Raw genomic sequence first — 14,518 nt, forward strand, 5'->3', positions numbered from 1 at the left:
CGGCTCACGGCTCACGATTGGCGGCTGGCGGCTGGCGGCTGGCGGCAGCGTTCGCGGCGGCCCGCTCAGGTCATCGTCGGGTCCCCCTTGATCAGCGCGAACGGGGCGCCGGCCGGGTCCTTGACCATGGCCAGCCGGCCGACGCCGGGAGCATCGGTGGGCGGGATGAGGACCGTGGCACCCTGGCCGGTGGCCGCGGCGAAGGTGGCGTCACAGTCGGTCACTCCGAAATACGGGTGCCACTCCGGGGTCGAACCGGCCTTCAGATTCTCCTCGGGCAGCTGCATGATGCCGCCCTGCCCGGTGTCGTCGCCCTGGCCGCCGCCCGGGGCGGACACGACGGAGTAGATGAGGTCGCCGCCCATCGGCATGTCCTGGTGGTCCCAGGAGAAGACGGAGCGGTAGAAGTCCTTCGCCGCGGCGGCGTCGGTGGTGTACAGCTCCGTCCAGCAGAGCGTGTTCGGCTCCATCACCCGCTCCAGGCCCTGCACATCGCCCGGCTGCCATACGGCGAAGTCGGCGCCCGCCGGGTCGGTGAAGGCGGCCAGCCGGCCGGCGGTGAAGACATCCATCGGCGGGACGCGCACCGCGCCGCCGGCCTGCTCCACCGCCTTGACGGTGGCGTCCGCGTCGGGGGTCTGGAAATACACGGTCCAGGCGGAGCCGGCGCCCTCCTCCATCAGCGGGCCGATGGCAGCGACCGTCTTGCCGTCGAGCTGGAAGAAGCCGTACCCGCCGGCATCCGGGCCGGCCGACTGGAAGCTCCAGCCGAACACGGCGGAGTAGAAGGAGACGGCGGCGTCGATGTCGGGGGCTCCCAGGTCGAGCCAGTTCGGGGTGCCCGGGACGAAGTTGGTGGTCAGCATGGCAGGACCTCCGTTGCACGGATGGTGACGTGCACGGCGGTGTGCGCGTCGTTTCTCAGCATGGCAGGGGGCACTGACAGCCGCCCTTCACGCACACCGCGCCCGGCCGGCTCAGGGCGCGCCGAACCGGGTCCGCAGCTCCCGCTTGAGGACCTTGCCGCTGGCGTTGCGCGGCAGCGCGTCCACGAACACCACCCGTTTGGGTGCCTTGAACGGTGCCAGCCGGGCGCGGGCCGTCTCGATCAGCTCCTGCTCCCCCACCGCGGCGCCGCCGTCCGCGCGCCGTACGACCACCGCGGTCACCGCCTCGATCCAGCGCTCGTCCGGCAGTCCGATCACCGCGACCTCGGCCACCTGCGGATGTTCGTAGAGCACATCCTCCACCTGGCGCGAGGCGACCAGGACGCCACCGGAGTTGATGACGTCCTTGACCCGGTCGACCACCGTGAAATAGCCCTCCGCGTCGCGGACTGCGAGGTCCCCGGAGTGGAACCAGCCGCCCCGGAACGCCTCGGCGGTCTCCTCCGGCTTGTCCCAGTAGCCGGTGCACAGCTGGGGCGACCGGTAGACGATCTCGCCCCGGGTGCCGTCGGGCGCCTCCCGGCCCGTCTCGTCCACCACCCGCGCCTCGACGAACAGCACCGGGCGCCCGCAGGACTCCATCCGGCCCTCGTGCTCCTCCGGGCCGAGCACAGTGGCCAGCGGCCCGATCTCGCTCTGCCCGAAGCAGTTGTAGAAGGCGAGGCCGGGCAGCCGGGCGCGGAGCCGCTCCAGGACCGGCACCGGCATGATCGAGGCTCCGTAGTAAGCCTTGCGCAGCCCGCTCAGCTCCCGGACGGGGAAGTCGGGATGGTTCGCCAGCGCGATCCACACGGTCGGCGGCGCGAACAGGCTGTCCGCCAGGCCCGCTTCCACCAGGTCGAAGATCCGCCCCGGGTCGGGGCCGTCCAGGATGGTGTTCTCCGCGCCGACCGCCAGATACGGCAGCAGGAACACATGCAGCTGCGCGGAGTGGTAGAGCGGCAGCGAGTGCACCGGCCGGTCCGTCTCCTTCAGATCGAGGGCGACGACGGCGCTGGTGTACTCGTGCACCAGGGCGCGGTGCGTCATCATCGCGCCCTTGGGCAGCGCGGTGGTTCCCGAGGTGTAGAGGAGCTGGACGAGGGCGTCGTCGGGCACTTCGGCCACCAAGTCCGCGGCAGCGGCGCCCGTCGGCCCCGGCTCGGCGCCCGTCGACCCCGGCCGGGCGCCCGTCGACCCCGGCTCGGCGCCCCTCGGCCCCAACTCGGTTCCCGCGGGCGTCTCCCGGGCCGCGAGCCGCTCCAGCAGCCCGCCGGGCGCTCCGTGCAGGGGCAGGGTGCGGACGGAATCCGGCAGCCGGGGTGCGAGCGCGGCGTCGGTGAGCACCAGCACGCTGCCCGACTGCTCCAGGAGGTAGCGCAGATCCTCGCCGGTCAGGCTGTGGTTGACCGGTACGTGCACCAGTCCGGCGCGGGCGCAGGCCAGGAACCCGATCAGATACGCATCGGAGTTGTGCCCGTAGGAGGCGACCCGGTCGCCGGGCTCCAGGCCGTCCGCCAGCAGCATCCGGGCCGCGGCGGTCACCGCGTCGTCCAGTTCGCGATAGGTCCAGGACCGGTCCGCGTACCGCACCGCGGTCCGTCCGGGCACCCGGCGGGCGCTGCGTCGCAGGACTCCGTCGACCGTATTGCTCCGCGCTTGCGTCATGGCGCGATCCTGGGCCGCGGCCCCCTCCCGGTCAAGGCACCCGGCGGGCGGCGACCGCGGCCGGCCCGGAGGGGGGACCGGCCGCCGTTCGGCCGCGCGCCTCGCGGGGTGCCGGGTTACAGGGCGCGCTCCCGGCCCTCCCAGTACGGGTCACGCAGCCGGCGCTTGTAGAGCTTGCCGTTGGGGTCGCGGGGCATGACGGCGATGAAGTCGAGGGACTTGGGCCGCTTGTAGCCGGCCAGGTGCCGTGCGCAGTGGTCCAGGATCTCCGCGGCCAGTTCAGGCGACGGCGGATGGCCCTCGGCGGGTTCCACGACGGCCTTGACCTCCTCGCCCCAGTCGTCGTGCGGGATGCCGAAGGCGGCCGCGTCGGCGACCGCGGGGTGGCTGAGCAGGGCGGATTCGATCTCGGCGGGGTAGATGTTCACCCCGCCCGAGATGATCATGTCGATCTTGCGGTCCCGGAGGAAGAGATACCCGTCCTCGTCGAGATAGCCGAGGTCGCCGACGGTGAAGAAGTCCCCGATCCGGTTCTTCCGGGTCTTGCCCTCGTCCTTGTGGTAGTGGAAGCCGCCGGTGTTCATCTTCAGGTAGACGGTGCCGAGTTCGCCCGCGGGCAGCCGGTTGCCGTCGTCGTCGAAGACGGCCAGTTCGCTGATCGGCCAGGCCCTGCCGACCGTCCCGGGCTTCTTCAGCCAGTCCTCGGCGGTCGCGAAGGCGCCGCCGCCCTCGCTCGCCGCGTAGTACTCCTCGACGCAGTCGCCCCACCACTCGATCATCGCGCGTTTGACGTGGTCGGGGCAGGGCGCGGCGCCGTGGAGGGCGTGCCGCATCGAGCTCACGTCGTAGGCCGCACGGGTCTCCGGTGGCAGCGCGAGCAGCCGGTGGAACTGGGTGGGCACCATATGGGTGTGGGTGCAGCGGTGGGTGTCGATCAGGGCCAGCATGCGCTGCGGAGACCACTTGTCCATCACGACGAGCCGATGGCCGATGTGCAGTGCGGCACCGGCGAATTGCAGTACGGCCGTGTGGTAGAGCGGTGAGCAGACCAGATGGACGTTGTCGTCGAACGGCTTGATGCCGAAGATGCCCAGGAAGCCGCCGAGGTAGGAGTCCTCGGGCGGGGTGCCGGGCAGCGGACGACGGATACCGCGTGGGCGTCCGGTGGTGCCCGAGGTGTAGTTCATGACCCAGCCCAGGGTGCGGCCGGCGGGCGCGGACTCCGGCTGTCCGTCGAGGAGTTGGCGGTACGGCCGGAAGCCGTCGACCGCCCCCACGGCGTAGCGCTGGGCGGCGGGCAGCTCCGCCTCGTCCGCGGCGTGCCGGGCCGGCTGTGCGAACCGTTCGTGCGCGATCAGCACCTTCGTCCCGGAGTCGGCCACGATCCAGGCGATCTCCGGGCCGACCAAGTGGTGGTTGACGGGGACGAGATAGAACCCGGCCTGGGACGCGGCGAGGTAGGCGGTGAGGAACTCGACGCCGTTGGGGAGGACCACGGCGAAGGCGTCGCCGCGCTCCAGGCCCGCCGCGCGCAGCCCGTGGACCAGCTGGTTGCTCGCGGTGTGCAGCCGGCCCGCGGTCCACTCCTCGCCGTCCGGGGCGATCAGGACCGTACGGTCCGGGTCGGCGGCGGCCTGCGCCCAGAAGCCGTTGGGCGGTGGGGAGTCCTTGCTCATTCCGCTGTCCTCCTCGGGTTCACGCGCGTCCGGCGATGCGGTTGATCCGGTCGATGGCCCGCTCGAAGCCGCGGGTCAGCTCGTCGAAGACGGCCTGTACGCTGCGCTCGCTGTTCATCCGGCCGACGATCTGGCCGACCGGGGTGCCCAGCAGCGGCTCGACCTCGTGCCGCTGGATACGGGAGTTGGCCTCGGCGACCAGCAGGCCCTGGAGCGGCATGGGGAGCGGGCCGGGGCCGCTGGGGTCGTCCCAGGCGTCGGTCCATGCGGTGCGCAGCTGGCGGGCGGGTTTGCCGGTCAGGGCGCGGGAGCGGACGGTGTCCCCGGGGCCCGCGGCGAGCAGTTTCGCGGTCAGCCGCCGGGAGTGCAGCTGGGCCTCCTCGGTGGTCAGCCAGAGCGAGCCCAGCCAGACGCCCTGCGCGCCGAGGGCGAGCCCGGCGGCGATCTGCTCCCCGGTGCCGATGCCGCCCGCGGCGAGCACCGGCAGCGGGTCGACGGCGGCCACGACCTCCGGGGTGAGCACCATGGTGGCGATCTCGCCGGTGTGCCCGCCCGCCTCGTACCCCTGGGCGACGACGATGTCGATACCGGCGTCCTTGTGGTGCCGGGCGTGCCGGGGGCTGCCGGCCAGCGCGGCGACCAGGACGCCGTGCTCATGGGCGCGCCGGACGACATCGGCCGGCGGCGATCCGAGGGCGTTGGCCAGCAGCTTGATCGGATAGCCGAAGGCCACATCGAGCTGGGTGCGGGCGACCTGCTCCATCCACCCGGTGATCCGCCAGCCGGACGCCTCGCCCGCCGCGAGCCGCGGTACCTGGTGCTTCTCCAGCAGTTCGGCGACGAAGCGGCGGTGCTCCTCCGGGATCATCGCTTCGACCTCGGCCTCGCTGACGCCGGCCGCCTTCTTGGCGGGCATCACCACATCGAGCCCGTACGGCAGCCCGTCGGTGTGCTGCTGCATCCAGTCGAGGTCCCGCGCCAGTTCGTCCGGTGCGGTGTAGCGGACCGCCCCGAGCACCCCGAACCCGCCGGCCCGGGTGATCGCCGCGGCGACCGCGGGGAAGGGCGTGAACCCGAAGACGGCGTGCTCGGCTCCCAGCGTGTTGCTCAGCTCCGTCTGCATGCGCGAAGGATGCCGCAGCGGACCGTACGAGGGAAGAGATTTTCTGATGCTGCGTCAGAAACTTGTGATGCGGGGCGACTCGCCTTTCTCCTGGCCGCGTATCACCCCTCCTCCAGCACCGCCATCGCCGCGTTGTGACCCGGGATGCCGCTCACTCCCCCGCCGCGTGGCGCGCCCGCGCCGCACAGGAGGACGGTGGGGCGGCTGGTCGCCACGCCCCAGCGGGCCGCGGCGGTGTCCCCGGCGGGGGCGTCCGCCGGCTCCGCGTACGGGAAGGCCAGGTCGCGGTGGAAGATGTTGCCGCCGGGCAGGCCCAGTTCGCGGTCCAGGTCGAGGGGGGATCTGGCCTCGATGCAGGGGCGGCCGTCGGCGTCGTGGGCCAGACAGCCGGCGAGGGGCTCGGCGAGGTGGGTGTCGAGTTCGGCGAGGGTGGCCGCCAGGAGGCGGTCGCGGGTGGCAGCGTGGTCGGCGGTATCGGCGGTGAACAGGCGCGCGGGGGCGTGCAGACCGAACAGGGTGAGCGTCTGGTAGCCCTGGCGGACCAGGTCGGCGCCGAGGATGGAGGGGTCGGTGAGGGAGTGGCAGTAGATCTCGGAGGGCGGGACGGCGGGCAGACCGCCGGACGCGGCCTGCTGGTAGGCGTCCTCCAGCTGGCGGTACCCCTCGGCGATATGGAAGGTGCCGGAGAATGCCTCGCGCGGGTCCACGCGGGTGTCCCGTAGCCGGGGCAGCCGGGTGAGCAGCATATTGACCTTGAGCTGGGCGCCCTCGGCGGGTGGCGGCGGCGCCTCGCCCAGGAGGCGGGCCAGCTCCCGTGGGGCGGCGTTGACGAGGACCCGGCGGGCGCCGACGGTGCCCTGCTCGCAGGTCACCTCCGCGGTCCGGCCGTCCGTCGCGATACCGGTCACCTCGCAATCGGTGACGATCTCCGCCCCGGCCCCGCGGGCGGCGTCGGCCAGCGCGTCGGTGAGGGCACCCATCCCGCCGATGGGCACGTCCCAGTCGCCGGTGCCGCCGCCGATGACGTGGTAGAGGAAGCAGCGGTTCTGGCGCAGCGACGGGTCGTGGGCGGTGGCGAAGGTGCCGATCAGCGCATCGGTGAGCACCACCCCGCGGACCAGGTCATCGGTGAAGGTCTCCTCGACCAGCTCGCCCAGGGGGCGTTCGAACAGCGCATGCCAGAGGGCGTCGTCGTCGATACGGGCGCGCAGCGCGGCGCGGGAGGGAAGCGGTTCGGTCAGGGTGGGGAAGACCCGTTCGGCCAGTCGCCGGGTGCGGCCGTAGAACTCCTGCCAGGCGGTGAACTCGCGGTGGGAGCCGGTGAGTTCGGCGAACGCGGTACGGGTCCGGGCGTCCCCGCCGCCGACCAGGAGCCCGGTGGGGCGGCCGTCGCGCACGGTGGGGGTGTAGGAGGAGACGGTGCGCTTACGGACCGCGAACCGCAGCCCGAGGTCCTGCACGATCTTCGCCGGCAGCAGGCTGACGAGGTAGGAGTAGCGGGACAGCCGGGCGTCGGTCCCGGCGAACGCCCGGGTCGACACGGCCGCACCACCCGTGTGGTCCAGCCGCTCCAGCACCAGCACGCTGCGCCCGGCGCGTGCGAGATAGGCGGCGGCCACCAGTCCGTTGTGCCCGCCACCGACGATGACCGCGTCATACGAAGTCCGTTCCGGCATGCCCCTTGGTAGCACGCGGTGATCGCGGTCGCCAGGTGCAGGCGGCTGAAACCTGCACCCGGGCCGGTGCGGCTTCTTGACCGGGCGGGGGGCTGCTCCTAGCGTCCCGGCCGTGCTCCGCCCCGGCACCGCTCCCGCCGTCCGCTCCGCGGGCCGTACCGCCCATCCGTGAGGTGACCCGTGTCCCGTCCGCCGGTACCCCGCATCGGCCGTTCCTTAGCGGGACTGACCGCCGTCGCCGCCTGCTCGGCCGGGCTGCTGGCGGCCCCCGCGCCGGCCTCCGCCGACCCCGGCCCGGCCCGCGCCGCCGGCGCCCCGCGCTCCTCGGGGACGTACCCGAATCTGGCCCCGCGCCCCCCGATGGGCTGGAACAACTGGTCGTACTACATGTGCGACCTCGACGAGAAGGTCGTCCTTGACAACGCGCGGGCGCTGGTCCGTACGGGACTGGCCCGGAAGGGCTACCGCACCGTCACCCTCGACGACTGCTGGATGAGCAGACAGCGCGACGCCAGGGGCCGGCTGGTGGCGGACCCGGCGAAGTTCCCGAACGGTATGGCCCACCTCGGGAAGCAGCTGCACGAGATGGGGCTGAAGTTCGGGATCTATACCGATGTCGGCACGCTGACCTGCGAGAAGTTCCCGGGCAGCCGGGGGCACTTCCCGCAGGACGCGGAGCAGTTCGCCCGCTGGAAGGTGGACTACGTCAAGGCGGACGGCTGCAATGTGCCGGTCACGCCGGGGCAGAGCAAGGAGGCGACCTTCCGGGATCTGTACGGGCAGCTGAGCCGCGCGCTCCGCGAAACCGGCCGCCCGATGACGTTCTCCGTGTCGGCACCGGCCTATTTCCAGTTCGACGGGGACAGCGTCTGGCACCGGGTCATCCGCTGGTCGTCCGAGGTCGGCAATCTGTGGCGGGGCGGCCGGGACATCGCCCTGCAGAAGAGCACCCCGGCCGCGAAGTGGGCCTCCATCGTCGGCAACTTCCGCTACAACTCCCGTCTGGCGGCCTTCCAGCGGCCCGGACGCTGGAACGATCCGGACTTTCTGCTGGCCGGGGCGTCGGGCCTGACCCGCCAGGAGATGCAGAGCCAGATGTCGCTGTGGGCGATGATGGCCGCACCGCTGATCTCCAGTACGGATCTGGCCGGTCTGCCCGCGGCGGCGCGGAAGGTGCTCGGGAACGAGCGGGTCATCGCCGTCGACCAGGACGCGCTCGGCGTCCAGGGGCGCGTGGTCGCACAGGGCGACGACTCCGCGGTGCTGTCCAAGCCGCTGAAGAACGGCGACCGGGCGATCGCCCTGTTCAACTCCGGCAGCACCCCGCGCACGCTGTCCGTCACGGCCCGCGCGGCCGGGCTGCCGGAGTCCGGCTCCTACCGGCTGCACGACCTGGTCACCGGCCGCCGTACGCACAGCGGGAACGACCTCGTGGCACGCGAGGTGCCGCCGCACGGCACCGTGCTCTACCGGGTCACCCCGAACTGACCCGGGGACCGGCGGACCAGGTGCCGTCCCGCCTCCGGCCGGGGCGTACGGCGCGCTCCTGGTGCAGCGCCGCGACCCGGCGCTGGAGCGCGGCCGCCTCGTCCCGGCGGCCCAGCTGCTCCAGACACTGCGCCAGGTCGCCCTGGCTGGCCAGCGCGTCGAGATGGGCGGCTCCCAGGACCCGTTCGCGGGCGTCGGCGACCTGGCGGTAGACGTCCAGCGCCTCGCTCCAGCGGCCGAGCCAGCCGAGCGCCACCGCGGTCTCCCGGCGGCTGACCAAGGTGTCGGGGTGCTCGGGACCGAGCACCCGCGCGCGGGCCGCGGCCACCTCACGGGCCTCCACCAGCGCCTCCTGCCAGCGGTTCTGCCGGCCGAGGCTGACGCCAAGACCGTGCCGGGCGCGCAGTGTCTCCGGGTCGTCGGCGCCCTGGGCGCGGGTACGGTCCACGACCAGCTCGCGATAGAGCGCCAGGGCCTCCGCGCTGCGGCCGAGCCGGCCGAGGCCGATGCCCACCTCGTAACGGGCGGCGAGGGTGTCGTCGTGGTCGGGTCCGAGCGTGGCGGTGCGGGCGGCCGCGACCTCCTGGTAGGTGTGCAGCGCGTCGGCGTATTGGCCCAACTTGCCGAGGACATGGGCGAGTTCGGCGTACGTGGCAAGGGTGTCGGGGTGCTGGGCGCCGAGCACCCGGGCGCGGGCCGCGGCCACCTCCTGGGCCATGGCCCGGCAGTCCTCCAGCCGCCCCAGCCGGCCGAGGTTGCGGGCGACGTGGTGCCGGCAGCTGAGCGCGTCGGGATGGTCCGGGCCCAGCGCGCGTTCGCGGCCCGCCAGCACCTCGGCGTAGATCTGGTGCGCCTCGAAGTGCCGGCCGAGACGGCCCAGCGCATGGCCGGCTTCCAGGCGGCTGGTGAGGGTGTCGGGGTGGTCGGCGCCGAGCAGCCGCTCGCGGGCCGCGGCGAGCGCGCGGTGCGCCTCACCGGCCTCCTCCCAGCGGCCCAGCCGGCCGAGGTTCAGCGCGGCGGTGTGCCGTCCGGCGAGCTCGGCGAGGGCGGCGCGGCGGTCGTCCGGCGGTGCCGGGCTGGCGATACCGGCGGCCGGGGGCGCACCGCCGTCCTGCGGGTCGGTGCCGCCGGTCCAGGTGCCGGTGAGGACCGTGGCGGTGCCATCGACGGGATACCGCTGCGGCCGCCGGGTGGCGTCCGCCGGGGAGCCGAGCGTGATCCCCAGGGTCCAGGAGGGCAGCGGCCGGGCGGGGACCGTCACGTCCTCGAAACCGGCGGCCACGGTGGCCCGGCCGGGGTGCGGATGACGGGCGTCGGCGAGGCGTTTGCCCAGCTCGTCGGCGTCCCGGGGCCGGTCGTCGGGGTCCTTGGCGAGGAGTTCGAGCATGATGCGCTCGTATGCCTCGGGCAGGTCGCGGCGGAGCATACGGGGCGGCTTCGGCGCCAGATCGCGGTGCCCGACCAGCACCGCCCAGGCGTCCCCCAGGTCGAACGGCGGCACACCGGTGGCGATCTCGTAGAGCACACAGCCCAGCGAGTAGAGATCACTGCGGTGGTCGACGCCGTGCGCACCGATCTGTTCGGGCGACATGTAGTGCGGGCTGCCCATGGCGATACCGGTGCCGGTGAGGCGGGCGGTGAAGCCGATGTCATGGCCGAGCCGGGCGATCCCGAAGTCGCAGATCTTGACCGTGCCGTCGGCGGTCCGGACGATGTTCGCCGGTTTCAGATCGCGGTGCACGATGGCCTGTTCATGGGTGTAGGCCAGCGCGGCGGTGACCTGTTCGGCGATCTCGATGACGTCCGGCACGGGCAGCGGCTGGCGGCGGTTGTCGTCCAGCAGCTGGCTGAGGTTACGGCCGCTGAGCAGCTCCATCACGATGAAGAGGGTGCCGTCGTCCTCGCCGAAGTCATGGACGACGGTGACTCCGCGGTGCTGGAGCGCGGCCGCGACCCGGGCCTCACGGCGGAAACGTTCGTGCAGGACCTGGAGGAACGAGGGTTCGTGCCGCGGCCCCAGCGGCTTGAGGCATTTGACCGCGACCTGCCGGCCGAGCGACTCGTCGCGGGCCCGCCACACCTCCCCCATCCCGCCGCGCCCGATGGTGTCGAGCAGCCGGTACCGCCGTTGAATCAGTCTGTTCTCCGCCACCATGAATCGCCGCCCCCGTCCCCGTTTCCCCCGGTCAGCCGCGCAGCTCCCCCTGCGCGCCCTCCTGCCCGTCCAGTATGGCGGCGGATCGGCGGAGCTTGTAGGGCGCTGGGCGGGCGTCGGGGCCGAGTCGCGCGACGGCGCGCAGGATGTGCCGGGGCGGGAGCTGCCAGCGGACCGTGGGCGGAATGGCGCGAAGGAGGCGGCCGGTGGCGCGCAGCCGGCGGCTGACGGCGGCCGGGCGCACGGGACGCCCGTAGAGCTGGTGTGCGTACGCCGGGAGTGCGCCGTAGGCGAGCCGTGCCACCTGCCGCCAGAGCAGCGCGCGGGCCGGGACGAGCACGGCCGGGGCCGGTGGCCGGCGCAGGAAGGCTTCCACCTCGCGGGCCTCGGGGGTCAGCGCCAACTCGGGCCGTACGCGGGCGAAGTAGGCGGCGAGCGCGGCCCGGCTGCCGGGCACCCCGGCCGGGTCGAGGCCGACGAGCCGGGCGCTCTCGCGCTGCTCGTGGAGGTAGGCGTCGGCCTGAGCGTCGCCGACGGGGTAGCCGGAGCGGCGCAGGACGTGCAGGTAGGAGTCCACCTCGGCGCAGTGCACCCACAGCAGCAGCTCCGGTTCGTCGACGCCGTAGCGCTCGCCGGTGTCCGGATCGGTGGCGGACAGCCGGCGGTGGATCCCGCGGACCGCGGCGCCGGCCTGCTCGGCGGCCCCGGTGGTGCCGTAGGTGAGGGTGCCGACGAAGTCCGCGGTCCGCATCAGCCGCCCCCAGGCGTCCCGTCTCCCCTGCCCGCTCATCCGGAACGCGGCGGAGTTCTGGAACACCCCGCGCACCGCCCGGGGGTGCAGCGCCTGGAGGTACAGCGCCCGGATGCCCGCGATCCACATCATCGGATCCGCATGCAGCTGCCAGGTCACGGAACGGGGCCCGAAGAGCCCCGGGTCGTTTGTGTGCACCACACCTCCTGCTGCCGGTTCAGCGCCGTACCCGCGGCATTCCCAGGCCGATCCACGAGATGATTTCGCGCTGGATCTCATTGTTGCCGCCGCCGAAGGTGAAGATGACGGCGGAGCGGTAGCCGCGTTCGAGTTCGCCGTGCAGTACGGCGCCGGCCGAGCCCTCCTTGAGCGGGCCCGCGGCGGCGACGACCTCCATCAGCCAGGCGTAGGCGTCCCGTCGGGCCTCGGAGCCGTAGACCTTGACCGCGGAGGCGTCCTGCGGGGTGAGGGTTCCGTGCTGGAGGGCGTCGACCATCTGCCAGTTCAGCAGCTTCATGGCGTCCAGTCTGGTGTGGGTACGGGCCAGCCGGCCGCGCACCCAGCCCAGGTCGATGACCCGGCGGCCGTCGGTGAGCTTGGTGTCGGCGGCCCAGCGCTGGACGTTGTGCAGGGCGCGGATGGCCATGGTGCCGTGGGCGGCGAGGGTGACCCGTTCGTGGTTGAGCTGGTTGGTGATGATCCGCCAGCCCTTGTTCTCCTCGCCGACGCGGCGGGAGGCCGGGACGGTGATGTTCTCGTAGTAGCTGGCGGTGGTGTCGTGCGAGGCGAGGGTGTTGATCAGGGTGCAGGAGTAACCGGGGTCACTGGTGGGGACGAGGAGCATGGTGATGCCCTTGTGGGGCGGGGCGGACGGATCGGTGCGCACCGCGAGCCACACCCACTCCGCGGTGTCCCCGTTGGTCGTCCAGATCTTCTGCCCGTTGACGACGTAGTGGCCGGTCTTCTCGTCGCCCTCCCGTACGGCGCGGGTCTTGAGGGCGGCCAGGTCGGTGCCGGCGTCCGGTTCGCTGTAGCCGATCGCGAAGTCGATCTCGCCGGAGAGGATCCGGGGCAGGAAGGAGGACTTCTGCTCGTCGGTGCCGAACTGCATGATCGTGGGGCCGACGGTGTTCAGCGCCATCAGCGGCAGCGGCACCCCCGCCTGGGCGGCCTCGTCGAAGAAGATGAACTGTTCCATCGGGGACAGGCCGCGGCCGCCGAACTCCTCGGGCCAGCCGACGCCTAGCCAGCCGTCGGCGCCCAGCCGGCGCACCGTCTCGCGGTAGAAGCGCTTCTGGGCGGCGGGGTCGGCGAGATCACCTCTGGTGCCCCCGGGGTCCCGGCCGCAGGTGTTGTCCGGCACCAGCGCGGCGAAGTACGTACGCAGTTCGGCGCGCAACTGTTGCTGCTCGGGGGTGTATTCGAGGTGCACGGCCCCTCCAGTTCGTCCGGTCCGGTCGTCCGGTCCGAGGGGCCCGCGAAGCTGACGGGCCGTCGGCTGCCGGATCGGGGGCACAGTAGAACTTGTTCCAGTAATAGGGAAGGGCGCGGAGCGGGCGGGCGGCGGGCCGTGGCGCCGCCGGCGTACGCACACGAAGGCCCGGTCCGGTGCCGCTGCGGCACCGGACCGGGCCTCCCCGGGGCTCCATCAGCCCACGACGTGCTTCGCCGTGTGCTTCGGCTGCACCCGGGTGCGGTGGACGTCCTTGCAGTACTTGACGCGGCCGCTGTTGGTCACGTACTTCGCCGAGACCCAGGTGGACCGCTCCTCGCGGGTCAGGTACCAGACGGAGTTGCCGCCCACGTTCTGGGTGCGCACCTTGCACACCAGGCCGACGTGCGTGCGGTGGCGGAGGTAGCCCCGTACCGACGAGTCCGTGCTGGGGTACTGACGCTCACTCAGGCCGGCCTTGGCGGTGACCACGCCGTAGGGCTTCGGGGGGCCGGGCGTCGCCTGCGCCGGGGCCGCGGCGAGCAGCGTCGCGCCGAGGGCGACGGCGGTGGCCAGTGCGCCCGTGCCGGCGGCGAGCCGTTTGCCTCGGGCCACGAGGATGTCGGTCGTGGACATAGGGGTCTCCTGTTCTTGACGCGCGATGCCACCCACTGGTGGGAGGTGGACATTACGCGCAAACCACCTGGGGAATGTGGTGCAACGACGAACAGGCCGCCGATCGTGTGACAGGGCAGGTGCGCCCGGCTCACGGGCCGTCGCCGCCCGGCGCAACGCACCGGGGACGACCGGGCGTCAGCCCTCGGTGCCGACGTGGTGAATGCCGAACGAGGCGCCCTGCGGATCCCGGATCACCGCGACCTTCGGCCCGTGCGGGACCTCCGTCGGGGGCACCAGCAGCATCCCGCCGGACTCGGCGGCGCGGGCGGCCGTCGCGTCGACGTCGGCCACCGCGAAGTACGGGAGCCAGTGGGCCCTGATGTCCTCGGGGTAGAACTCGTCCAGCGCGCTCAGGCCCCCGAAGTCGGCGCCGTCGACGCCCCACTGCGGATAGTCCTCGTGGGTGCCCACGGTCCAGCCGAAGACCGTCGTGTAGAACCCCTTGGCGGCCTCGGCGTCCCGGGTGGCCAGCTCGGCCCAGCCGAGGGAGCCCGGCGCGTTGAACACCGCGGCGCCGGCGAACGAACGGGCCTGCCACACCGAGAAGACGGCGCCCTCCGGGTCGGCCAGTACGGCGAAGCGGCCCAGGTCGAAGACGTCCATCGGCCCGGTCAGCAGCCGGCCGCCCGCCTCGGTGACCGCCGCGGACAGCGCATCGGCGTCCCGGACCGCGAACGACACCGTCCAGGCGGTCGGCTGGCCGGGGGCGTAGAGCGGGGTCAGTGCGGCGACGGGGTCCTCCCCCAGATACAGCGTGGTGTAGCCGCCCGCCTCCTGGCGCGGATCGGTCTCGGCGCACCAGCCGAAGACCTCGCGGTAGTACACCTTGGCGGCAGCCACGTCCGAGGTGCCCAGCTCCACCCAGCAGGGCGCGCCGGGCGTGGGCTCAGTCATCTTCACGGTGTGTTCCGTCCCTCCGCGCCGGGCGATGGCCGGGCAGTGCCG

11 protein-coding genes are annotated in these 14,518 nt (G+C 72.8%); 1 reads left to right on the forward strand and 10 read right to left on the reverse strand.

The window, feature by feature from the left end; translation table 11 throughout:
- Window positions 1-65: 65 nt before the first annotated feature.
- From ACFWJW_RS29540 to ACFWJW_RS29560, 5 genes are all read right to left on the reverse strand, one after another.
- On the reverse strand, window positions 66-866 hold the full coding sequence (locus ACFWJW_RS29540) for a VOC family protein (protein WP_387247126.1): 801 nt from the start codon (window positions 864-866) through the stop codon (window positions 66-68).
- A 111-nt stretch (window positions 867-977) separates the two neighbouring features.
- A complete protein-coding gene (locus ACFWJW_RS29545; protein WP_387247128.1) occupies window positions 978-2,594 on the reverse strand; it encodes an acyl-CoA synthetase in 1,617 nt (538 codons plus the stop codon).
- Between the two features lie 116 nt (window positions 2,595-2,710).
- Window positions 2,711-4,270, reverse strand: a complete 1,560-nt coding sequence (locus tag ACFWJW_RS29550) for an acyl-CoA synthetase (protein ID WP_387247130.1) — start codon at window positions 4,268-4,270, stop codon at window positions 2,711-2,713.
- 19 nt (window positions 4,271-4,289) lie between these two features.
- Complete coding sequence (locus ACFWJW_RS29555) at window positions 4,290-5,393, reverse strand: NAD(P)H-dependent flavin oxidoreductase (RefSeq protein ID WP_387247132.1); 1,104 nt, start codon at window positions 5,391-5,393, stop codon at window positions 4,290-4,292.
- A 101-nt stretch (window positions 5,394-5,494) separates the two neighbouring features.
- On the reverse strand, window positions 5,495-7,069 hold the full coding sequence (locus ACFWJW_RS29560) for a phytoene desaturase family protein (protein ID WP_387247134.1): 1,575 nt from the start codon (window positions 7,067-7,069) through the stop codon (window positions 5,495-5,497).
- A gap of 180 nt (window positions 7,070-7,249) precedes the next feature.
- Between ACFWJW_RS29560 and ACFWJW_RS29565 the strand changes: the two genes are divergently transcribed.
- Window positions 7,250-8,557 (forward strand): glycoside hydrolase family 27 protein, encoded by a 1,308-nt coding sequence (locus ACFWJW_RS29565; RefSeq protein WP_387247136.1) that lies wholly within the window; start codon window positions 7,250-7,252, stop codon window positions 8,555-8,557.
- Here the strand turns inward: ACFWJW_RS29565 and ACFWJW_RS29570 are convergent.
- The 5 genes from ACFWJW_RS29570 to ACFWJW_RS29590 all read right to left on the reverse strand — a co-directional run bounded on the left by ACFWJW_RS29570 (window position 8,544) and on the right by ACFWJW_RS29590 (window position 14,473).
- Window positions 8,544-10,709, reverse strand: a complete 2,166-nt coding sequence (locus ACFWJW_RS29570; protein ID WP_387247196.1) for a tetratricopeptide repeat protein — start codon at window positions 10,707-10,709, stop codon at window positions 8,544-8,546. The two genes, ACFWJW_RS29565 and ACFWJW_RS29570, sit on opposite strands and share 14 nt — an antisense overlap.
- Window positions 10,710-10,743: 34 nt before the next feature.
- The gene (locus tag ACFWJW_RS29575) at window positions 10,744-11,661 is read right to left on the reverse strand and encodes an oxygenase MpaB family protein (RefSeq protein WP_387247138.1); all 918 of its coding nucleotides are present in this window, start codon (window positions 11,659-11,661) and stop codon (window positions 10,744-10,746) included.
- Window positions 11,662-11,680: 19 nt separating this feature from the next.
- Window positions 11,681-12,895: an acyl-CoA dehydrogenase family protein gene (locus tag ACFWJW_RS29580; protein WP_387247140.1), complete on the reverse strand. Its 1,215-nt coding sequence runs from the start codon at window positions 12,893-12,895 to the stop codon at window positions 11,681-11,683.
- A 216-nt stretch (window positions 12,896-13,111) separates the two neighbouring features.
- Complete coding sequence (locus ACFWJW_RS29585; protein WP_387247142.1) at window positions 13,112-13,531, reverse strand: SH3 domain-containing protein; 420 nt, start codon at window positions 13,529-13,531, stop codon at window positions 13,112-13,114.
- Between the two features lie 177 nt (window positions 13,532-13,708).
- Window positions 13,709-14,473, reverse strand: a complete 765-nt coding sequence (locus ACFWJW_RS29590) for a VOC family protein (RefSeq protein ID WP_387247144.1) — start codon at window positions 14,471-14,473, stop codon at window positions 13,709-13,711.
- Window positions 14,474-14,518: the final 45 nt, after the last annotated feature.

It is taken from the genome of Streptomyces sp. NPDC127097, from assembly GCF_042724075.1.
In the GTDB taxonomy this organism is placed as follows: Bacteria; Actinomycetota; Actinomycetes; order Streptomycetales; family Streptomycetaceae; genus Streptomyces.